This window comes from Candidatus Desulfosporosinus nitrosoreducens, from assembly GCF_030954495.1.
In the GTDB taxonomy this organism is placed as follows: domain Bacteria; phylum Bacillota; class Desulfitobacteriia; order Desulfitobacteriales; family Desulfitobacteriaceae; genus Desulfosporosinus; species Desulfosporosinus nitrosoreducens.
On record NZ_JAVHUW010000041.1, the window covers coordinates 38,155 to 59,930 of the forward strand.

The window sequence follows — 21,776 nt, forward strand, 5'->3', positions numbered from 1 at the left end:
TTTCATCTTTACTCTCTTTGCAATAGTTACAACAATCACAAGGAACAACAACTAATAATTCGCCAAATAAATTAAAAATCCTCTCTTAAAATGCCGAAATATTATAGAAGAATGTAATTATTCAATAAAAGAATTGGCTAGTATCATAAAAATAGCTGATTCTCAAGGGACCGCCGGATCTCCAGGCGAAGCTCACTGGGAACAATGATTTCACGGCCCAAGGCAAACGAGTACAGCGAGCATTGGGTGACCCGGATGCCCAGCAGTCGTTCAATAGCCAGAGCGTAAAGAGTGAGCTGAAGGGCATACCTGTCCCTGAGAAGCTGCTCTGAGTCCTCCCTTCCTTGGGACAAAGAGTCCGTTTTATAATCGAGAATTTCTGCCCAAACCCCCTCTTCCTTTTGAAAGATCATTACTACATCTATGACTCCCTGAATTAGGATATTCGTTGAAGCTTCTTTTTGAGGAGGGAAGGTTAACGTAAAAGGAACCTCGCGCAGGAGCTGATCCGCTTGCAAAAGCCGCTGCCCCGCGGAACTGTTCAGAAGCTGAATAATTTGGGCAGGCTGGATGACGCTTCTTTGTTCCGAACTTAAAATTTCCCTCTTTTCAAAGTTACTCAGCACTTCCTGAATGGTATTAAGTTGGTTGCTTGATGTCAGCGTTGACCAAACCTTGCCCCACTCTGGCAACGGCAAATGCTGCATAACGGTATGCATGGCGCTTCCGCGCTCTGAGGCTGTCAAAGGCTGCGCCGACTGCATAAATTTAGGCCGAACCGACAAGTCGGATTGCGAGCGGATAGCAGGATGCTGTGCCGTATCTTCCGGCACATACCAGGTGTGGCGGCGCTTTAATTCTGAAACACTGGTTTTGGCTGCTTGATTGACGAGATGGGGATATTGCCAGCTTAGGCGGCGGTCAATTTCCGCATACCATTGCTCAGAGGATATGGTTGCGGCGGAATCCTCTGTCAGAAGGATATCCCGGTTGTCCTCCGCCTGAGATGATTCAAGCTCTCCGCCAAGATTTGCCTCCTCAGCCGCTGTGAAGCTGCGGTGGCAGACGATTTCCCAACTCGAATCGTTTTCGGGCAGGGTTGCGGCAGACAAGCCGGAAGTCTCCTCCGGATTAAACAGGGGATGACGAATCAGGGCCGGGCCGATCCAATCGAGAAAGGATTTGGCGCTGCGAAGTTGGCCGGCAGGTAAAGCAATATCTTGCCAATCTGAACTGCGCCGCCATTTAAGCAGGGTATTCTCCAGGTTTTCCACATTCCCATAGAGGAACAGCCGTTCTTTGGCACGGGTCAGAGCCACATAGAGAATGCGCAATTCCTCGGCCAGAGTTTCCTGGCTCAGCCGCTGCTGAACCGCGTACTGGATCAAGGAGGGATAACGGACATTATTCTCCACGTCAATAATAGGCATACCAAGACCCAGCCTGGCATGAAGGAGCATTTTCCCCCTCAGACCCTGGGTGTTAAAGGCCCTTCCCAGGCCGACAACAAATACCACCGGAAACTCCAGGCCTTTGCTGGCGTGGACTGTAATCAGGCGAACAACATCTTCATTTTCCCCCAGGGCACGGGCGTTTCCCAGATCGTTCCCCTGTCCTTGAAAACGTTCCAAAAAACGAAGAAAACGAAACAAACCGCGGTATCTGGTTGCCTCATAGCGTTTGGCCCGGTCATAAAGCACACGGAGATTGGCCTGGCGCTGGACGCCCGCCGGCAAAGTCCCTACATAAGCCAAATACCCGGACTCTTCGTAAAGGGACCAGAGCAAATCGGCCAGAGAAGTATGGCGGGATCTTGTTCGCCAGGTCTCCAGGTTGTGCCAAAAAGTAATAAGCTTTTCTTTTAAACCCGGGGTTGTTGCTAACAAACCGCGGGCCTTTTCCCTTTTCGCCGCCAGGCTGTCTTCATAAAGAGTCAGCATCCGGCCGAAGGTCCCGCTTGCTTCCGGAGAAAGCTTTTCATCCTCGAAGCCGGCCCAGACAGCTAGGGCTAAGGCCTCATAAAAGTCTCCCTCGGGCAGCATCATCCGCAGTTTTCCCAGCTCACTCCCGTTGAGGCCGACGAGAGGAGAACGCAGAACCCCGGCCAGAGGAATATCCAGGTGTGGATTATCTATTACTTTTAAGAGAGAGAGCATCGTCTCCACTTCGCTTGCCCCAAAATAGCCTGAAGTGGTTTCGGCATAAACGGGAACCCCGGCAGCTTGAAATTCTTCGACATAGATGGGCGCCACCGCGGAGTAGGAACGCATTAAGATGACAATATCCGAATAGCGGACAGGGCGAAAATTCCCCAGCTTTTTGTCATGAATTTGAAACTCGGAATTCTTAACCAGGGCCTGGATTCGCTCCCGGACAAAGCGGGCCTCTACCCTGGCCTTATCAAACTCTTCAGCGGACATTTCCTCATGGGCTGCGCTTAAATCGTCTTCGGAGCTTGGAGCATTTCCCAAGGGCTGAGTCGTTAAAGAATTTTTTATTTCTTTTAAATCAATCAGGTGGACTTCGATCGGTCCTTCCGCAGTGCGGATCAGATCCTGGCCGCTAACGAAGGAAGCTCCATATTGCAAAGCCGCTTGATCATCATAAGAAATCTCTCCGCTTTCCTCCGTCATGATCTGTCGGAAAAGAAAGTTCACCCCGCTGACAATTTCCCGGCGGCTGCGAAAATTGCGGTTCAAATCGATGACCAGGTCGGCAGAAGCGGAGAGTTCGGCCTGTTTTGCGGAATTCCAGTGAGGCAAGTTGTGATACTTGGCGAGAAATAGGCCGGGGTCTGCCATACGAAAGCGGTAAATGCTCTGCTTGACATCGCCAACCATAAAAAAGTTCGCTGAGTCCTCCTGCCGGGATACGAGTTGTAAAATACGTTCCTGAACAGGGTTGATGTCTTGGTACTCATCCACTAAGACCTCGGTAAAATACTCCTGCAACCCTTGGGCAATCAAGGTTGGTCCTTCCTCTTGCACCAGGAGACGCAGGGCAAAATGCTCCAGATCAGAAAAATCCAAGACGTTGCGCTGTCGTTTGGCCCGCGCGTAACTTTGAGCAAATTCCAGGACTAAAGAGGCGATGGTCTCCGCCAGCTTGCCCATGCCCCGCAAGGCTTGAACCTGCTGGTCGAGAGGGTAAACGAACAGCTCCTCGTTGAGGGCATTAAGCTTTTTCTTGGCCTCGTCCCTCAGCTTTTTGCATTCTTCTTGCAGCGACTTATCGGCTTTGCCACGCGTGGCTGCAAGCTTAGGAAACGTAATGGCTTCCTGATACTGATTTTCAATCTGCTCCCAGGTTCCGGAAGTCAGAATTCGGCTCAATAAGCGCAGGCGGTTAAGGTCATCTTGTAAGGTTTCCGCATACTGGGCCGGTCCCTCCGGCTGTTGGGCAATTTGCTCAGCGTTTTCCAAAAGACTGAGACATTCCGTGACCGAGTCCGCAAAGCCTTGACGGACAGTTTGTCCCCATTCGCTCTGCATCAGGGCTTCCGGACTGTCCCACAAATAGGCTTGGGCAAGATTTTTCAGCCATTCCGCGGGATTAGGCTGGCTTTGAGCAAATTCAAAAAGACGCAGCGTCTGTTCCATAACCACTTGATCGTCACGGTCTGAACCGAAGGCATCGATGAGCCGAATAAAGTCGGGGTCTCCCTGTTCGTAACGGGTTTCAAAAAGATCCTCGACGACATCTTGACGCAAGAGAGTTATTTCCGCCTGATCGGCCACCCGAAAAGCCGGATCAAGCTCAAGCTGATAAAAATATTTGCGGATTAATTCTAAGCAAAAGGAATGCAGGGTAGTAATATTGGCGCTTTGCAGAAGAGTGCGCTGCTGCAGGAGGTGCTCCAAGGCCTGAAGGTCATGTTCCAGGAACAAGGCTTCATCAATAGCTTTGCCGATTCGTTCGCGCATTTCGTTGGCGGCGGCTTTAGTAAAGGTTACAACTAAAAAACGGTCGACAGCGGCAGGCTTTTCCGCATCCGTAATCTGCTGAATAATTCTCTCTACAAGAACGGCGGTCTTACCGGAGCCGGCGGCCGCGGCAACAAGCAGCTGCCCGCGCAGCGTAATAGCGGCGCGTTGTTCGCTGGTCCATAACGTCTTACTCAGTGAGATCTCCTCCTTCCAGCCAATGTAACCCTCCCGGGGCTGTATCCTCTTTCGGAGGAAGGTTTGCTGTTTGGTGAGCCGGAATGCTCTCCAGTCTTTGCCATAGTTCCTCTTGATTTAAAGCAAGCAGATCCCTATAGTGATTTTCGGACAGATAGGGGTCGAAGTGGCACACAGGTCGGTAGGAACAGTATTGACAGCCCGTGTTTTGGCCGCGCCGGTAGGGGGATAAGGAAATATTGCCGGAAATAATCTCCTCGCCGCTCTGCCGCAGAGTGTGATAAAGATATTTTTGCAGCAAAGAAAACTGCTCCTCCGTGAGAACGTTGGCACCTTTGCGAAAGGTGCCGTCCTTATTCAGCTTGAGTCCGAGTAAATCAGAGCGCCCTGAGGTGAAGGAAGAGTCCATCGCTTCTAAAACCTGAGGATTGGCCAATAAATAACCGCTGATTTTAACGGCCTTCAGGCGCTGAAGTTCCAACTCCTCCGCGCTGAGGGGGCTTTTCTCTTCCAACTGAGGTTCGAGTACGGGAAAATACAAAAAGCCGGCAGGCGTCGCGGGGGAAGCAGCGTTCAGCAAAACCTCCGCTCCCTCTAAGGCCACATTGAGATAAGTGAGCAGTTGGAGATTGAGCCCGTAATAGATTGTATCCAAGCTTAAAGATTGTTCACGCGATTTATAATCGAGAATTCTCAGAAATACCTGGCCATTGAGAAAGGCGGCGTCAACACGGTCAATTTGTCCGGACAACAATAAAGTATCTCCCTCGGAAAGGGGGATTTCCACACCCGGGAGGGTTTCATCAGGGCCGAATTTGACTTCCAGTTGGATGGGAATAAATACCCCTCGCCGGGCATGTTCTCCCAGTACCCGCACGGCATGATGCACGGTGCGTTTGAGTTTGTGAGTTAAATAGCGGTAGCGGGCGCTGCTTAAGAGAATTTCGTGCTGCAGGCTTGGAGCTAACTGATCCGCCAGCTCACTGATAAGAGCCCAGGATTCTTCTCTGGTCAGTCTCCCCCAATCCAAGCCTCTTTCTTGCAGTTGAAGAGCAAAATCATGTAAAAGAGTGTGAAAAAATTGCCCCATATCCGGTTTGGAAAGCTGATAGGTGGAACGTTCGCGCAGTTTCAGCCCATAACGGGCAAAATGCCCAAAAGGACATTTGGCAAACTGTTCTAAACGGGACACACTGGCCATTAGCCGCTTGCCGTAAAGGCGGCGTGCCAGAGGGCGCTGAATTTGCTCTTCCTGATTCTTCGTGAGCAGACCGGAACGGATAAAATTTAGCTTTCCCTGGTGACGGGGACTCTCACTTAACCAGCGTTCAGCCGCCTCCCATAAAGGGGACAGCCGTTCACCCCGGCGCAAAGTGCGCATTTGTTCGGCATAGTATTGAAGGACAGTATCCGCTTGACTGATACAGGCGATAGGTTCCTGATTGCCCAGGTACTCTTCAGCAATTGGAAAAAGTTGTTTCAGGCGCAGGATAACGGAAGAGACTGTGAGGCCTTTCCCCTCTTCGTCGGTAAGGGGGTAGGTAATTACAAGCTTCTCCCTAGCCCGGCTGAAAGCTGTATAGATATAAAATTGTTCCTCAAAAGTCTGAGCCTTTCCTTTAGGGGCTAAGGATACCCCTTCTTTTTCTAAAAGCTTTCGTTCCTCGTAATCAAGGACCCCCTCGGATGCAGGTCTGGCCGGAAGAACTCCTTCGTTGGCCCCGAGGAGGAATTGTACTCGTACCTCGGGATTCCGGGAACGGTCCAGGGAGCCTACTAAAACCTGATCAAGTCCGGGAGGAATTTGCCCCAGCTCCAAGCCCTCAATTCCGGAAGCCAGAATCAAGGAATAGTCCTCCAGTTCCAGTTGCTCATCCCCCAGGCTGCTCACGATTTCATCGAGGACTTGCATAATGGCCGGCCAGAGTTGTTCGTGCAATCGGGCCTCGCTCAATTCTCCGGCTTTCCGGGCTTGATCCGCCCAGGTTTTTAAGGTTAAAGGAACTTGGAGTTCTGCCAAAAAATCAAACAGCGTTTTGCTGATTTCCCGAACAGTTAAACGTTCTCCTTCGCCTTTCGCTGCCAACACTTCACATAAGGGGGCAAGGAGTTCATGGATAGTTGCCCGGTAGGAATTGAGCTGAGATTCAAGCTTCAGTTCAAGCTCATGCTGCACCTCATTGCGGCCCAGCGACCACTGGCGGTGGTAGCGCCAGGGAACATTGCCGCTCCAGCTTCTGCCCCCTATCCCATGTTCCAGAACGTAATTTTCCAGACGGTCAACAGCATCTCTGGAGAGCGGAAAAAAGTCTGTTTTTAAACAGCGGAAAAGGGGTTCATATCCCCAATTGCTTGCAGCTACTTCTAAACTGGAAAGCACTAATTCGATCAAGGGATGATGAAGAATAGAATGTTTATGATCAATGTAAAGCGGAATGGCATAGGCGGTAAAGACTTGCGAGATCAGTTCATGATAGCCGGAAAGATCACGTGTCATCACGGACATGTCTTGCCAAGACAGCCCTTCGTCTCTGGCCAAACGGCGCAACTCCCGGGCGACTCCCTCAACTTCCGCCCGCCGGTTGACGGCGGATAAAATCTGAATCCCCGGGTTGAGGTCATTGGAGGGAATTTCCGCATAAGGCTTTGTTGGGTAGGCTGAATAATACTTCTCCAAATGCCCGAGCCAGGGATGTTTAAAACGTTTCGTTGTCTCCAGCAGGAGCGGGGGATGCATGGGAATTCCGCTTTCCGCCGCCAGCCGCTGCAAGGATTGCCAGGTTTGCCAAGAGCCGGTAAACAGTTCTTCTCCTACCCTTAGCTGTCCTTCTTCCCCGCCTCGTTCCGGGTTAAAGAGACCCGGATCGAGGGGAATTGTTACCACGACCTCGGCAGCCGTAGTCAGCAGGTTTTTTAAAACTTCGAGTTCCTGGGGAGTATATCCTGTAAAGCCGTCCACCCACACCCGAGCCCCTTGAATCAGAGGTGCGCCGGGAATCTTTTCTGCCAAGACGGACAGTTCATCATCCGGATCGCGCCCCACTTGTCCAAGGGAGGATTGAAATTCTTCGTAAATCAAAGCCAGGTCATTGAGCTTATCTCCCAAAATCTCCCGAGCGCTGCTAACTTGACGCAAATCAGCGGGAGTAACGCGATAAAGCTTAAATTCAGCAATGGCCTGAGCCAAAAGCTCAGCCATGCCGGGGCGAGTTGCCGAACGTGCAAAGGCTTTTAGTTCAAAGCGGTGTTTTAAGAGAATCCGGCGCAGCAGCATTCGTTTGCCGGTTGCTCCTATCAGAGCTTTTAACCCTCCCCCGGTCTCCGCCAAAACCCGCCAGCCCATTCTCCGGAAGCTCAGGACCTGGGCCCGGAGGCTTCCTCCCAATTCCGGCGTATTAGCCAGAGCCACCTCCATTTGATAGGTTGCCTGTTCCGGAACTAAGAGAATTATCGGTGGTCCCCAGGGCTGAGTGCGAAGCTCGCGGCGGATTTCTTCCAGGCAGAGGGTGCTTTTACCGCTTCCCGCCCGGCCGATTACTACTTTGAGGCTCAAATCAATCCCTCTTTTCTTCGGACACTCTGGCGCTTGGCGGCAACCGTCTGTTCGCTTTTCAGAGCATCATGCGAATTCAAAGTTCCATCCCCCTAAAACTCAATATGGCGCACTTGGGCAATCTCACTTAAAAGGGCTGCCCCGACAGAAGGCGGATAACAAGGGGTAAGAAATTGAAGAGCGGGAAATTCTTCTTCTATTGTTAACTGGAAAGAAGGCTTAATGAATTCCCAAATATGGACAATTCCTCCTACAAGACCCAGCTCCTGCCCTTGGGTTTGGCGCAGAAGGGCCAAAGTCAGCAGACCTAAATCCCGTCCCGCCTCTTGCAGGATGGTTTGAGCCGCAGAGTCTCCTCCGCCTGCGGCTTCAACAACGACGGGAACGAGAGCAGCCACGTCCTTGTTGGTGCGGTTGGCCTGATTCAGCCAGTCGACGATTTCGCGCACTTGATTTAGCCTTAAATGTTGCGTTATTAAGGATTCTAAAACGCTTTTCGGTCCGTATCCGTCAAAGGAAGCGATCATGGCCACCAGGGCTTTGCGTCCTATGTCATAGCCGCTGCCCTGATCACCGATGAGATGCCCCCAGCCTCCGACCCGACAGGCCTTTCCTGCCCGGTTAACCCCTAAAGCAACAGTCCCGGTGCCTACTGCCAAAACATTTCCGGAAAATGTCCCCCGCACGGACATTAAAGCTCCAAAAGCATCGTTTTCCAGGACAATAGGAAGATTCCGGAAGGAGGTTCCCCGTTCCTGCTCCACACTCACTAAAGCAGCGCGGATACCGTTAGCCATTATATTCCAGTCCTCCGCAGTGTCTATCCCGGCAAGACTAATGCCGATGCCTTCCAGCGGCTCCTCTTTAAAGCAATCCTGAATTCCCGAGACGATACTTCGAACGGCTTGCATCATACCGACGACATGATAATTGCTCGAAGGATTGCGCTGAGAACAAAGGACTTGCCCGGAAGCATCGAGGGCGACAATTTCTGTCTTGCTTCCTCCGCCGTCTACTCCGATTTTTACTCCCATCCGATCCACATCCTATCCCCTTTTAGATCTAAATAGCCTTCGTCTTTGTTGAATTCCTTCAATCTATTCTATCTCCAATACTTACCGTTTTTAGCTGTTAACTTCGAAATAGGTTTCATTAAAATTATAACATGATCTCCATTATAAAAGCAGTGGAGAACAACGGTCAAACCGCTGCCCACTGCTTTAGCCACCCCAAGCTCCGCGACTTTCCCAAAGTAAAGAAACCTGGGCAGACATCCGAAAAGCGTGCGTTTATAAGGGATCTGTTAATTTATAAAGAGAGCTAGGTATGGAACAAGTTATTTATCCATAGGTATTAAAGAAGCACTTGGAGGTGAATGAGGTGCCGATTTACGTCCTAACTCGCCGCAAACTGATCCTATGTCTTTCATTAGTCATCGTTTTAGGGGGGATCTGCTACTTAACAGCTTATTCCTTGACAACGCCCTCAATTGTCCGCGCACCGGGAACCTATTATATGGCCCATACCCGGGAAAAAGTCGTAGCCTTAACCTTTGATGATGGCCCTGATCCGATTGATACGCCGGCAGTACTGGACATCCTTAAAGAAAAAGGCGTGCGGGCTACATTTTTTGTTTTAGGGCAAGCGGCCCAGGAAAACCCGGATTTGTTAAAGCGCTTAGCCAAAGAAGGGCATGAAATCGGGAATCACAGTTTTAACCACGATTATCGGCAACAGCGGCTCTTGACGGAAATAAATCGCACAGACCAGGAAGTTTATGCGGCAACAGGCACACACACGTATTTTTATCGTCCCCCGGGAGGTTTCTTAACCAAGTGGCAGTTGGAAAGTATCAAAAAAAACGGTCAGGTTGTTGCTCTTTGGAGTGTGGACAGCAAAGACTGGCGTAATCCCGGAGTAAATCAAATCGTTAAAAATGTTCTGGACAACGTCTTTCCGGGAGCGATTATACTTTTACACGACGGCGGGTTTCAGCGCACTCAAACCGTAAAATCTTTAGCGAAAATAATTGATTCTCTTCAAAGGCAAGGTTATCGTTTTGTCACCTTAAGCGAATTGAAAACCTTCGATGCCGGCGATAGTGAATTAAAGTAACCGCTAAGGTCTGGTCTGCGCCCTGCAAACATCCCTGTTCTCGAGGCTGTAGACGCTTAAGCGATTTTTGCCGCCGCGTTTGGAACAGTAAAGGGCGTCGTCGGCATGTTGAATGAGATCTTCAGCCGTTAAGGCGTGTTGCGGATAAGCTGCCAGACCCAGGGAAACCGTAGTGTGCAAAGCGGGATTGTTACCCATAGTTCTTGCCCGGGTGGTTTCGAGCAATCGTTCCCCGATACTTATCGCCGCCTCAAGACGGGTATTGGGAAGAAGAATGACGAATTCATCTCCGGCGTAGCGCACAACCGAGTCTCCCTCCCGAACCCCTTCCAGCAATAGTGTTGCGAAAAACCGCAGGAATTGATCACCTGTCGGGTGACCAAACTGATCGTTAATTCCTTTAAAATTATCACAATCAATAAAAAGAAGCGAAACATTGCCTTCGGTTGCCTGAGCGTGACTTATAGCTTTTTCGGTTAACTCTGCCAGAGAACGGGAATTTAAGAGTCCCGTCAAACTGTCTGTTTCGGAAAGACAGCGGACATGTTCATATAAGCGAGCATTTGCCAAGGCCACACTGACTTGATTGGCAAAGATCTGGGCCAATTGCAGATCATCTTTGCTGAAAGCATCTAAATTCAATTTGTAAATCCAAAGAACTCCAAAGGTTTCTTTTTCAAGTTGCAGCGGGATACCCATTACAGATTCGTCATCATAGGGAGTGCCTGGGATATGCAAAGCTCTGGGATCGTGTTCGGCGTCTCCCGCCAGAACGGACTCACCGGTTGCCGCCACCCAGCCAACCATTCCAAAACCCACTCTGGGATGACTGTTAAAAATAGAGGCCAAAATCGCAGGATCGTTCTGACTTTCACGAGCACTAACGACATGCAGGGATTTTTCTCCCTCATCCATCAGGAATATTGTGCAGCCGTCGGCTCGAAACAAGGAAAAAATTTGGTCTACTACTTGATTGGTCAACTCACATAAATCGAGGGTTTTGGTTAAAGAGGCAGAGATATTTGACAAAGCCGACATTTCCGCTTCATGCCTTTGAATTTGGCGGATAGCGCTGATTTCCCGATTAACGGCTATGCCTATAACGAAATAAATAAGCGTGTACATAGCCCATTCTACGAAAGTCAGGAGATGGGCTTGTTTATACAAAATAATGAAAGTCAGCAGTGAGGCAATGGCAATTTGCATTAATAATAGTCTCCAGGGGAAATACAAAGCAATGAGCGCTATCATCAGGAAAAAAAAGGATACTAAAAAAATACTTTTATCCCCCGCGAGAATGATGATAGCCGCCAGACCGGACATTAGGCAAATCACGCCTAGTGTCCAAAGTTTATGATGCGAAACGGGTGATACTTTCGTTCTGTCAATTCTCTTCTTCTCTCCCGCCATCTGTCGTCCCCTCTGTTCTATAACTGATTATCAATTGTCATTTATACATCACTGTATACTTCTCGTTTCTTAAAACTAAATCCTGCTCAGTTATTGCCGGCTGGAAATTAATTATTCATTTTTCACAAAGCCCCTGCCGAGAACTTCTCCCGCGTTGGTAATAATCATAAAGGCTTGAGGGTCTACCTCCCGCACAGCTTGTTTTAAACGGCCCAGTTCGGGAAGACTGACAACACAGATAATGACGTTTTTAGACTCATTGGAGTAGGCGCCCCGTCCGCTTAAAAAGGTAGCCCCTCTGCCCAGATCTTCTATAATGCGATCAACTAAAATTTCGGCCTTGTCGGAAATGATAGTGATTGATTTCGAGGGAACTCCGCTTTGAATCAAGTCCAGAACCCGTCCGTAAACAAAAAGTGTGACAAGTGTATAGAGAGCAACTTTCGAACCCAGCATAGCCCAAGAGATCATAATGATAACGCTGTTGATAGCTAAGGCCGATGTTCCCATCGGAATTCCAAATCTTCGCTGAATGACCTTGGAAACAATATCCGTACCGCCCAAGCTTCCGCCAAACCGGAAGACAATACTTGAGGAGACTCCCGAAAAGACACCACCGTAGAGTGCGCCGAGAAAAATATCGTTTATGGCAACAGGATGGACTCCTTTAAAGAGATCTAGAAAAATCGAATAGATAACCAAGCCCCAAATGGTCTTAAAAACAAAATTCTTATTAATCTCCCGCCAGCCTAAACCGAATAAGGGAATATTCAATAAAAAGGTCATCAGGCCGATAGGAAGTTTGAACGTATAGTAGAGCAACAGAGCAATACCGCCGACTCCTCCCCCACTTAATCCCGATGGAACAATAAAGGCCTGAACCCCGTAGGCTCCAATAATCGCTCCGGCAGCAATCGCGATAATACTGCTGATAGATCGGGCGCGCTTCGATAACTTCATACAATACCCTCCAAATAATTCGTTGGGAAAAGACGACACTTGATTGATAAATCAAACCTCCCCTATCTCCGAAGAGTTCCGGGGAGGTCCGCTATTGGGTTTAATGCTCTCAATTTAAGAGATATCAATAATATTATACTGAGTTATGCGAAGAAGTAAAGAAGAAGCTGAAGCTAAATCCAAATCGGTCTATTTTTTCTTCCGAATGCGGTAAACGGCCCAGCCCACCAGGCCGAGAAACAGGTACGGCAGAACATATCCCAGGCCCACCGCCAAATAATTAAGGACGTTCCAGGAGCTGCTGATAGTTTTCAAGCAGGCATTTTGAGCAGCTATCCAAGTTTTCTGCCAAGAGACAGGCTGCCAGGAATTTTTTACGGTCACGTTCGGGCTGGAGTTAGCTACGAATTGAAAAGTTACCGTGGAATAATCTACCTGGTTGTTCCAAAGTTTAAGTTGTCCTTCGAGTTGTTCGATTTGCTGGCGGATATTTCCCAAAGCGTTTTCAACTTTGAGGATATCATCAACAGTTTTCGCCTGGTTCAAAATTTCAAGATACCGGTTTTCTTCAGCCTGCAACGTCTGCAGACGATTTTGAGAATCATAGTATTGATTGCTTATGTCATCAGCCGCCGTGTGTTGATCAAGTACCTTACCCCAGCTGACGAAGGAATTAGTGAATTCATCCAGTTTATCGGCGGGAACTTTGACGGTCATCTGGGCTGAAAGCTGACCAGCGGAGCCGTTTTGTTGGGATTCGACAATATAGCCGCCCATTTGTTCCGCCTTCTGTTTGACCTGATTCAGGGTGTCCGTCGGATTAGTTACTTCAAGGGTTAAGGTTACATCGTGGGTTATTTTGTGAGGAATTACGGCCTTATTAAGAGCGTTGTCACCGGACACGGCCGTTTGCGGCGCTTGCTCGGCAATTTTAGGCGCGTGAAGGGCGGCCCCTGCGGAAGACTGGCCGTAGGCTGAGTTCTTATCCGCCATTGACGAGCTTTGCCTTTGAGAAGTTGCCTGTCCCCCTGAGGGGAACAAATGCCCAAAATTCAAAGCAGTTTGAGCTACAACCAGTAAGAGGATCAGACCGGCAACAGCGGCTCCAAGTTTCCGGCGGCTAAGCAAACTCACCGCAAACCATTTTGCTCTCCATCGCTCAAACAGGGGCTTCTTAAGCGGAGCATGCGGCTGCTTGGCCTCTTCCGCGGCCATTCTGGCCAGAGCTTTTTGTTTAATAGTTTCTTTGATCTGCTCATTTATTTCGGATTCAGATCTGATGGCTTTAAAATATGCTCTCATTTGTTCTAAATCACCGTCTTCTTCCCAAAGAGATATAAGATCTTTTTTCTTAAAGCTCTTCATCAGCCTCTTCCTCCTTTGTCAGGATTCCCCTGGTAGATTTTTCGGAACCCTTTCTTAGCACGGTATAAAAGGCTGTCCACCGCCTGCTGAGATGTACCTAAAATCTCGGCAACTTCTCCCGCACTGAAACCTTCGATAAGACGAAGCTGAATCACGTTGACCTGTTGGGGGGAAAGCCCGGCCAGAGCTTCCCCAATGCTTAAAACAGTGGCCCAGCTATCGCTTTGGTCGGAATCTTTAAGAAGAGATTTTGGTCGTTCTTCCAGAAGTATTGAGGCAGAATGTTTGTGAGTTCTATAATAATCGGCGATCTGACGAGCGGCAATTTTCAGGGCCCACGCTTTCAGGGCATCTTTCTTAACGAGTTCAGAGAGAGCCTTCCATACTTTAACAATAATTTCGGCGGTGACGTCTTCCACATCAGACTTAGGTACGCGGATGGAAACAAACCTGTAAATAAGCGGGAATAGTTCTTCATAGGTTTCATCAAAGGATGAATCTGCTTTCACCTGGCAGTTCTCCTCCCTTCGCTTGTTATAATTGAGTATAAACTATCTCCTCTGGTCTTAAATCATTGTTTATCATCATTCGCCAATGGTTACTATTCTATAGACGTATCCCGGAGGCCTTTTCTGATGGGGCAGTTCAACAAACAATGCAATAAAACAAAAGGACGACTCCAGGCCCAGGGGCACAGAGGTCATCCTCACAGTTTAAAAGCATTGAACGCTTAAATATTCCGCTGTCATAACAGCGGGGAAAATAAGCGGGCACAGGATTCCTTTAAGCGTTCAGAGAAGGGGCGGCTTTGGAAAGACTCCAGCTGAATGAACCGGCAATCCTGCAAATCCTGTTCAAAATTTTCATTTAGAGTTTTTGTTATGCTCCGGTCATAGAGAAAAGCACAAATTTCAAAATCGAGAGAAAAGCTGCGCACATCCATGTTGGCAGAACCTACGGAAGCAAACTGATGATCGATAAGCAGGATCTTGGCGTGGAGAATCCCTTTCATATATTTATAGATTTTGACCCCTGCCTGAAGCAGTTCCTCAAGATAGGAGTTCATGGCCCAGTATATCAGTTTGTGCTCAGGGATTCCCTGGATAATGATCTGCACGTCAAGACCTGAGAGGGCGGCAGTTTTGAGGGCCATAATCAAGCTTTCATCAGGAATAAAATAAGGAGTTTCAATTCTTATGCTTTTCTTAGCCATAGTTATAGACAAAAAAAAGCCTTGCAGAATGGATGCCCAATGGGAATCGGGACCGCTGGCGCCGATCTGCACCGGCAGAAGGTTCGTGATAGTAACTTTCGGATAGTAAGGATTCCCCTGGAGTTCCTGACGGGTAACAAAATACCAGTCGTTTATAAATACTGATTGTAAGGTATAAACGGATTCACCCGAAAGTTTTAAGTGTGTATCCCGCCAAAAGCCAAGCTCCGGGTCTCTGGACAAGTATTCGTCTCCTATATTGAGTCCGCCCATATACCCGGTGCGACCGTCAATAATCACAAGTTTACGATGGTAACGTAAATTCAGTTTCGGACTCAGAAAAGGAAAACGCAGGGGAAAATACCAGTGGGCCTGTATTCCCGCCTGTCGCATAACCTCAATGAACTTTCCCGAAACTGCAAGGCTTCCTATGCCGTCAAGAAGAACCCGAACTTCCACTCCTTCCCCTGCTTTGCGTGAAAGAATTTTCAGGACATCCTCGCCAATTTCATCCCCTTTAAAGATGTAGTAGCTTAGATGAATATGATGTGTTGCCTTTTCCAAGGATTGAAACAAAGCCTCAAATTTTTCCTCACCGTTAATAAGAACGGTTGCCTGGTTATGAAACGTTAAGGGGGCATAACCACTGTGGAGAAGGAGATTGACCAGCTTAGGGTCGGAGATTTGCTTGTCGGGAAGCCTGTTTTTTTCGGCATTCAGAGTCTTCTGCTGTTGAGCTATCGCCTGATCCAGTTTATTGTCCGGAAGATGTTTGTGCTGAAAGATTTGCTTTCTCTGCTTGCGGCCTAAAAGAATGTAAAGAATAAACCCTAAGAGAGGGAACAGGCTGAGTATAAAAAGCCAGGTCACTGTTTTTCCGGGATCTCTGTTTTCCAGGAGAATAACCGTGCCAAAGAGCAGCACTTGAAGGATTAACAGCAAAAAAAGCCACCCCATAGTTTCACCGCCTATAAAGAGTATGACGAGCAAAATACTTTTGAATTGTGTTTAATTAAAGGACTCTTGCTATTATGCACACTCTGAAATCGTTTTACTAAAGCGGATGAAATCCGGCTAACATGAACTCCGGGCATAGATAAAGAAAACTAAAGCTTCCCTCACTAAAAGCGAGAAAAGCTCAGGAAAATTATTTATTAAAAGGAATTTGCAACGAGAATGTTGAGCCGGACGAACCTGTCACAATACCTATACTGCCGTTGTGCCGGGCGGCAATTCCGAAGCAAGTAGCCAAGCCAAGTCCGGTTCCGTCTTCTTTAGTCGTAAAAAACGGGGTGCCAAGCTTCTCCAGGATGTGGGGTTCGATTCCTCCGCCCTGATCTCTGACAGCCAGAATTACGGCATTGTCCATAACGCTGGTTTTTATGGTTAATCTCTTTCCGGGTTCCATTGCTTCTAAGCCATTGCGGGCCAGGTTTAAGATAACCTGACGTATCTCTTCTTCATCAAGCAGCAGATCCGGAAGATCGTTCAAGTCCAGATCAAGGTATTTATCGTAACGTCGGGCATCCGCTTCAATGAGCGGAGCCAAGGCCTGAACGATCTTATTAAGGTTTTGGATTTTGAATTCCGGAGGTTTTGTTTTACCAAAGGAGAGAAATTCGGAAATGATGGAGTTGGCCCGATCCAATTCGTCGATCATCAAAGCAATATAGTTTTGGTAATGTTGAATGTCCTCTTTATTGCCCAGAAATTGGAGGAATCCCCGCACAGTTGTCAAAGGATTTCTTATTTCATGGCTGATTCCCGCCGCCATTTCCCCGACCAAATTCAAGCGGTCTAACCGAGCGATTTCCCGCTCGAATTGTTTCCGCTTAACTGCGTTTTCCTGGGCAATTTGTTTCCAGGAAAACGTTACGCTAATACTGTCAATATAGATTCCTTTAAAGAGAAATAAATAGCCCAAGGCCTTGAAGCCATGTCCCAAAAGATTGTCATAATCACTTGAGCCGAAGTTGGCGGCAACTTCCAATTCGCCTAATAACAACAATATCAAACTCAGAATCATTGCCAGTTGGCTAACCGTACGCCGGGAAACATAACGCTTGCTTAAGAAGCCGAGAGTCAGGAGATAGAAAAAGCAGATCAGATATTCAAACCTGACCCTTTGCAGCAAGAAGCTGAGAGATTTTACCCACTGGAAGGAAGCTTGCCACAGGGAAAAAAAACTAATGAGACAGATTACAATCAGAACAAAGAAAAAAGCTTTCTCACGCCGTGAGCGCTCTATAACTTCGTCCTGGTGGTAAAAGACAAAGAGCAGGGACAAAGACTCCGTGGTGCGCGCTATCAGCCAAAACCAAAGAGAAACTTCCTCACTAGCGGAGGCGAAAAAAGGCATATCCGGTCTGGTAACCATATGGAAAAGATCAAAGGCTCCCACAGCGAGAAACATAGCCGCTAAGTAGAGTTGATATCTCGACAGCGTGTGCGGAAAAGAAAAAAAACCCTGCAAAGCAATGGCGAAGGCTATCGTGATACAGATAAAACCTAAGCCGGTATGCAAAGCGAGGCAATTTTTATAATCAAGAAACTGTAAATTGTGAACATAGAAAATTCGGGTTAAGGCGTACAGAAATAAGGCAATTAGGGCGATGAAAATAGTCATGAATTCCTGGGGATTAACATGACGGTTAACCCCGTTCCAATCTTGTTCTCCCATGGAATGATTCACCTCGCACGTTAAGGACGCAAATTGTTGTCCTTAAAACATTCTTGAGCCTGCGCATCTATTCTACGTCAGGCGGTAATATCCTTCTCTTAAGGGAGATTATTCTCGAAAATTCTCATATATACCACTTTAAAATATAAAAAGAAAATTTTTTTGAAGAAAGTCAACCATAAAAAGCTTTGAGTTCTGTAATAAGCTTTTGCATAGCTAAGATATCCTTGATAGCAACTCTTAGATAGTTCCCTTGCAGTCCGGCAAAATTACGACAATTGCGCACAAGAATTCCCTTGCTTCCGAGATGCCGGATTAATTCCGGAGTTGAAGAATCCAGGATTTCAAGCAAGGAGAAATTTACCGCAGTGGCAAGCAGACGCAAATGCTTAAAGCCGCACAGCTCAAATTCACGGTAAAAATAAGCTCTGCTCTCTTGCAGCTTTTCTCTGACCTCGCGCCCATACTTTCTGTCCCGGAGAGCCGTTATCCCGGCATTTTGGGCTAAAACATTGACAGACCAGGGGTCCCGGTATTGCTCAAATTGCCTGAGCATTGCCGGCGAAGCAAAAGCGGCGCCTAAACGCAATCCCGGCAGGCTGTAAAATTTCGTCAAGGAGTATAAAACGATAAGGTGCTTATTGCCTGCCAGATAAGTGCGAGCGGATTTCCGCAATTCGTCCGGGAGAAAATCCAGGAAAGATTCGTCAAAGAGGATGTTGCAGCCTATGGCGCGTGTGAGCTTTAAGAGTTGTTCAAACCTTTCTGCTTCAAGAACGCTGCCTGTCGGATTATGAGGAGAGCAAAGAAACAAAAGTTCACATCCCTCCAGATAGCCTTTCCAGAGTCGATTAAACTCAGATACGTCGAGTCCTTCCGGCCCATCCTCGGGATTGCTGCCTTGAAACTTCCGCCACCCCTCTGCCCCTAAAGGAATATAGCAAACTTCAGCTCCTATGGAGCGCGCCGCCCGTTCGTATTCACTGAAAGTCGGCAGGGGTATGGCGACTTTGCGGGGCTTTAAAGCATTGACAATTGTAAAAATTAACTCTCCAGCCCCATTGCCAACCATTATTTCTGCCATGGGCTGATCTAAACGCTGAGACAGGGCTGTGCGCAAGGCAATGCTTTCAGGGTCCGGATAACTTGTAATCTCTTGAAGGCTTTTTTGTAAAGAATCCCAGACATCCCGCGGCGGGCCAAAAGGGTTTATATTGGCGGATAAATCAATGAAGTTGGTTAAGCCATAGACTTCCTGAGCCTTTCTTAGATTCCCTCCATGCATGAACTCACCCCGCATTTTCTTACTTTGTTAGAAGTATGGGCTGCCTGACTCTCCCTGGCCGGCCTCAGTACAGCCAGACAGCCGCCCGCTTAAGTCTTGGTGCCGGTTAGATTTTCTTGATAGTTTGCAGCATTGGCAAGGATGCCTCCGGGATGGCTGTTAAAAAGATCCAGGTAAGCAGGACTAAAACGCTGCTGCGCTTCCTTTTGCAAATGATTGCGAATCTTTCTTTCCACTGTTGCGGCCTGGGGAAATACTCCGGCCAGCAAAGTGCCGCTATGGGCTGTTACGACTCCCAAGCCGCCGTTTTGCAAAACCCAATCCAGGAATGGTTTAAATAAGGCTTTAGGATTTATCTCCAGATTACAGCGCGCACTGATCGTCCCGGCGGCCGCTAATTTCTCCAAGTCTCCCTGCTTAATTCCTTCTGAGGCTATTTGATAAGCCTTGCTAATTTCTCTTTCCCAGCGGCGGTAATGTTCAGCAAGTCCGGGACGGGCATTAAAGACCTCAGTGTCAACAGAGCCGCCCCAGTCCAAGGCCAGAAACAGAGCCGGCAGCGCAGGCCCCAGCAGGCGATAGTTATGTCTTTGCACATGTTCAATGTCCGTAATTCCGGGAAACATCACACTGTCGCTCGGTTCTATCCGCAAAGCAAGCCGCGCTAAATGCTCAGGCTCAGGATCTTGGCCTAAGGCCAGCAAAGCGGCGGCAGCCACGGCAGCAATATCCGCCGTCGAACTGGCCATGCCCTTCCCCTCGGGAAGCTGCTGCAGAAATTCAACCTGACCGCCTAAGGCGGGCAGGCCCAAGTCTTCTTTCAATAACTCCAGCACCTGGAGAGCTTTGGTTTTCCGGAGGGGGATATGCCAAATTCCAGCCTGGATGTCCAGGTCCACTTTGACCTCTGAAAAGCGGTCAATTGGACAATCGATAAGAAAAGGAACTCCGGCGCGAGCCCCTTGTACCCATTCCCCACATGTCCCCGGACATCGGGCCAAACCGACGGTGTTCATTAATACTCAATCCCCCTACGACTGTGTATCCCTTGAGCAAAAGGATGTTTTAACGGGTTCAAGTCCCACCAGGAATCCACCCAGGGCTCTACCTCTTTGGGCATCCCCCGGCCCGTAAGGACCCAGTTGAGGGAAGAACCTGCCAGCAGAAGCTGCTGCAATTGGTCAAAGGTCAAAAAACCCTTGTTAAGAGCATGACTGACTTCATCCAGAATAATAACTTGATACGTGCCGCCGCCGGCTTCCTTGAGAACAAAGTCATAGGCCATGCTCACTAAATCCAAAGCAACTTCCGGATCTCGGTTCTGCCGAAAACATTCGCCGCATCCTGTGCAATGTTTCAGGCCGGTACGGATCATTCCTGACCAGCGGCATCCTACACCGAACTGCAGCAGCGGGATTCCCAGCCTGCTAAGCCCTATTAATTCCCCACTGTAGGTACTTCCTTTCAGAAATTGTACCATCAGAACCTTCTTACCTGCCGAAGAAGCCAGCAAAGCTTCGCCTAAGGCTGAGGTTGTTTTTCCTTTTCCCTGCCCCGTGTAAACAGTGATCATTCAGGTTCCCCTTCTCTGGCCGGCAGAATTAAACCAGTGTTCCAGCAACTCCGGATGACCGGCAAAGTTGAGATGAAGATAGGAGGCGAAGAGGTTGTCTTGCGCATAGCCTTCTCTGCGCACGGCCTGTTCACCTTTGAACAACTCGTAAGCGGCCGGTATTTCCGCCTCATAGGTGACTTTGGAATAATGAAATTCATGCCCTTGAACCGCAGTTCCGCGGGAGCCTAAAAAATTATCCTTTTGAAAAACTCCCCGGCGATACCCTATTCCTTGCAGACGTTTGGTCATTTCTGCTTTCATGGGAATGAGCCCGGCCATAGGATACTCCTCTCCCGCGAAATTTGTAATCGATTTTCCCAGGTACATGTATCCTCCGCATTCGGCATAAAGAGGCTTCCCACTGGCGGCAAAGGCCCGGAGGGAATTCAGGAAGGAGGTGTTTTCACTCAACTCCTTAAGGTGAAGCTCAGGGAAACCGCCGCCCAGAAAAACTCCGTCCAGGTTTTCCGGCAGAGAGGGATCGTGCAAAGGGCTGAAAGGCACAAGGGTATAATTTAAGCGTTCCGCCAAGTCCAGGGCATCTTGATAATAAAAAAGGAAAGCTTCGTCCCAGGCTAAACCCAAGCGAAATTTGTCGCCGTGATGAGACTGCGCGGCAGAAAACGGACTTCCGCCATGAGCTTTGGCATCAAGAGGTGAACCGGCCCCGCCGGCCATCATCGAGTCGCTGAAGTCAGGAGCACTGTGCATGATGCGCTCTACTTGATCCAGGTCAATATGATCCGTGATCAGCTTAGACAGGGTGTCAATAAATCCGGCCAGCAGCCCGCCTTCCCCCACAGGAATTAAGCCTAAATGCCGTTCCGGAAGATGAAGGGATGTTTCCTTCGGCAGGACGCCAAGGACCGGTACCTGAAGTTCCAGCAGAGCTTCTCTGAGTATTTTTTCCTGAGCCGGCGATTTTACGCGGTTGAGAATGACTCCTTGAAGGCTGACCCCGGGATCGTAGGTTTTAAACCCGTGGACTAAAGCCGCAACACTGCGGGACATCGAAGAAGCGTCAACAATCAGGAGAATGGGGGCGTTGAGGAGTTTCGACACGTCTGCCGTACTGCCAAAACCGGCGGTACCGCTCATGCCGTCAAAAAGTCCCATCACACCCTCAATGACGGCCCATCGTTCTCCGCTGCTTTGAACGAAAGCGGAAGGAAGATGGTCTCCCAGCAACCAGCGGTCGAGATTGCGGGAAGGCCTTCCGGTCGCTGCCGCATGATAGCTGGGATCAATATAATCCGGACCAACTTTAAAGCCTTGAATCGGCCGCCGGCGCTGCTTCAAAGCGGCCATTAATCCGGTTGCCAGAGTTGTTTTGCCTACACCGCTATGTGTACCCGCTAGGACAATGCGAGGAATTTTCACGTTATCTCTCCCTCATTGTAACTTATGAAATCCTGATAGATTATAAACACTGCTACACATTAGAGCCTAATCGCTAAAG

At 48.6% G+C, this 21,776-nt stretch carries 14 protein-coding genes; 1 reads left to right on the forward strand and 13 read right to left on the reverse strand.

Annotation, left to right across the window (positions count from 1 at the left end; all coding sequences use genetic code 11):
* Positions 1-143 precede the first annotated feature (143 nt).
* The 3 genes from addA to REC12_RS07430 all read right to left on the reverse strand — a co-directional run bounded on the left by addA (position 144) and on the right by REC12_RS07430 (position 8,708).
* Positions 144-4,121 (reverse strand): helicase-exonuclease AddAB subunit AddA, encoded by a 3,978-nt coding sequence (gene addA, locus REC12_RS07420; protein ID WP_308893327.1) that lies wholly within the window; start codon positions 4,119-4,121, stop codon positions 144-146.
* Positions 4,114-7,674 carry a helicase-exonuclease AddAB subunit AddB gene (addB, locus tag REC12_RS07425; RefSeq protein ID WP_308893261.1) on the reverse strand — a complete coding sequence of 1,187 codons (3,561 nt, stop codon included), beginning with the start codon at positions 7,672-7,674 and terminating at the stop codon, positions 4,114-4,116. Before addB ends, addA begins: the two co-directional genes overlap by 8 nt.
* 92 nt (positions 7,675-7,766) lie before the next feature.
* Entirely contained in the window at positions 7,767-8,708 is a 942-nt protein-coding gene (locus REC12_RS07430; protein ID WP_308893262.1) for a BadF/BadG/BcrA/BcrD ATPase family protein, read from the reverse strand.
* 346 nt (positions 8,709-9,054) lie between these two features.
* On the opposite strand from REC12_RS07430, the gene REC12_RS07435 reads away from it, so the two are divergent.
* Entirely contained in the window at positions 9,055-9,789 is a 735-nt protein-coding gene (locus REC12_RS07435) for a polysaccharide deacetylase family protein (protein ID WP_308893263.1), read from the forward strand.
* 3 nt (positions 9,790-9,792) lie between these two features.
* On the opposite strand, the gene REC12_RS07440 is transcribed toward REC12_RS07435, so the two are convergent.
* From REC12_RS07440 to REC12_RS07485, 10 genes are all read right to left on the reverse strand, one after another.
* Positions 9,793-11,199, reverse strand: coding sequence for a GGDEF domain-containing protein (locus tag REC12_RS07440; protein ID WP_308893265.1), 1,407 nt, complete (start codon positions 11,197-11,199; stop codon positions 9,793-9,795).
* Between the two features lie 111 nt (positions 11,200-11,310).
* Positions 11,311-12,159 carry a YitT family protein gene (locus REC12_RS07445; protein WP_308893266.1) on the reverse strand — a complete coding sequence of 283 codons (849 nt, stop codon included), beginning with the start codon at positions 12,157-12,159 and terminating at the stop codon, positions 11,311-11,313.
* A gap of 189 nt (positions 12,160-12,348) precedes the next feature.
* Positions 12,349-13,524: a DUF4349 domain-containing protein gene (locus REC12_RS07450; RefSeq protein ID WP_308893267.1), complete on the reverse strand. Its 1,176-nt coding sequence runs from the start codon at positions 13,522-13,524 to the stop codon at positions 12,349-12,351.
* Positions 13,524-14,033, reverse strand: coding sequence for an RNA polymerase sigma factor (locus tag REC12_RS07455; protein WP_308893268.1), 510 nt, complete (start codon positions 14,031-14,033; stop codon positions 13,524-13,526). The genes REC12_RS07450 and REC12_RS07455 overlap by 1 nt, the downstream gene beginning before the upstream one ends.
* Before the next feature lie 236 nt (positions 14,034-14,269).
* Positions 14,270-15,694: a cardiolipin synthase gene (gene cls, locus REC12_RS07460; RefSeq protein ID WP_308893270.1), complete on the reverse strand. Its 1,425-nt coding sequence runs from the start codon at positions 15,692-15,694 to the stop codon at positions 14,270-14,272.
* 190 nt (positions 15,695-15,884) lie between these two features.
* Positions 15,885-17,417, reverse strand: a complete 1,533-nt coding sequence (locus tag REC12_RS07465; RefSeq protein ID WP_308893271.1) for an MASE3 domain-containing protein — start codon at positions 17,415-17,417, stop codon at positions 15,885-15,887.
* A 172-nt stretch (positions 17,418-17,589) separates the two neighbouring features.
* Complete coding sequence (locus REC12_RS07470; RefSeq protein WP_308893272.1) at positions 17,590-18,702, reverse strand: pyridoxal phosphate-dependent aminotransferase; 1,113 nt, start codon at positions 18,700-18,702, stop codon at positions 17,590-17,592.
* Positions 18,703-18,791: 89 nt separating this feature from the next.
* Positions 18,792-19,718, reverse strand: a complete 927-nt coding sequence (locus tag REC12_RS07475) for a GHMP family kinase ATP-binding protein (RefSeq protein ID WP_308893274.1) — start codon at positions 19,716-19,718, stop codon at positions 18,792-18,794.
* Positions 19,718-20,275, reverse strand: a complete 558-nt coding sequence (locus REC12_RS07480) for a cob(I)yrinic acid a,c-diamide adenosyltransferase (RefSeq protein ID WP_308893275.1) — start codon at positions 20,273-20,275, stop codon at positions 19,718-19,720. The genes REC12_RS07475 and REC12_RS07480 overlap by 1 nt, the downstream gene beginning before the upstream one ends.
* Positions 20,276-21,697 (reverse strand): cobyrinic acid a,c-diamide synthase CobB, encoded by a 1,422-nt coding sequence (locus tag REC12_RS07485; protein WP_308893277.1) that lies wholly within the window; start codon positions 21,695-21,697, stop codon positions 20,276-20,278.
* Between the last annotated feature and the right edge of the window lie 79 nt (positions 21,698-21,776).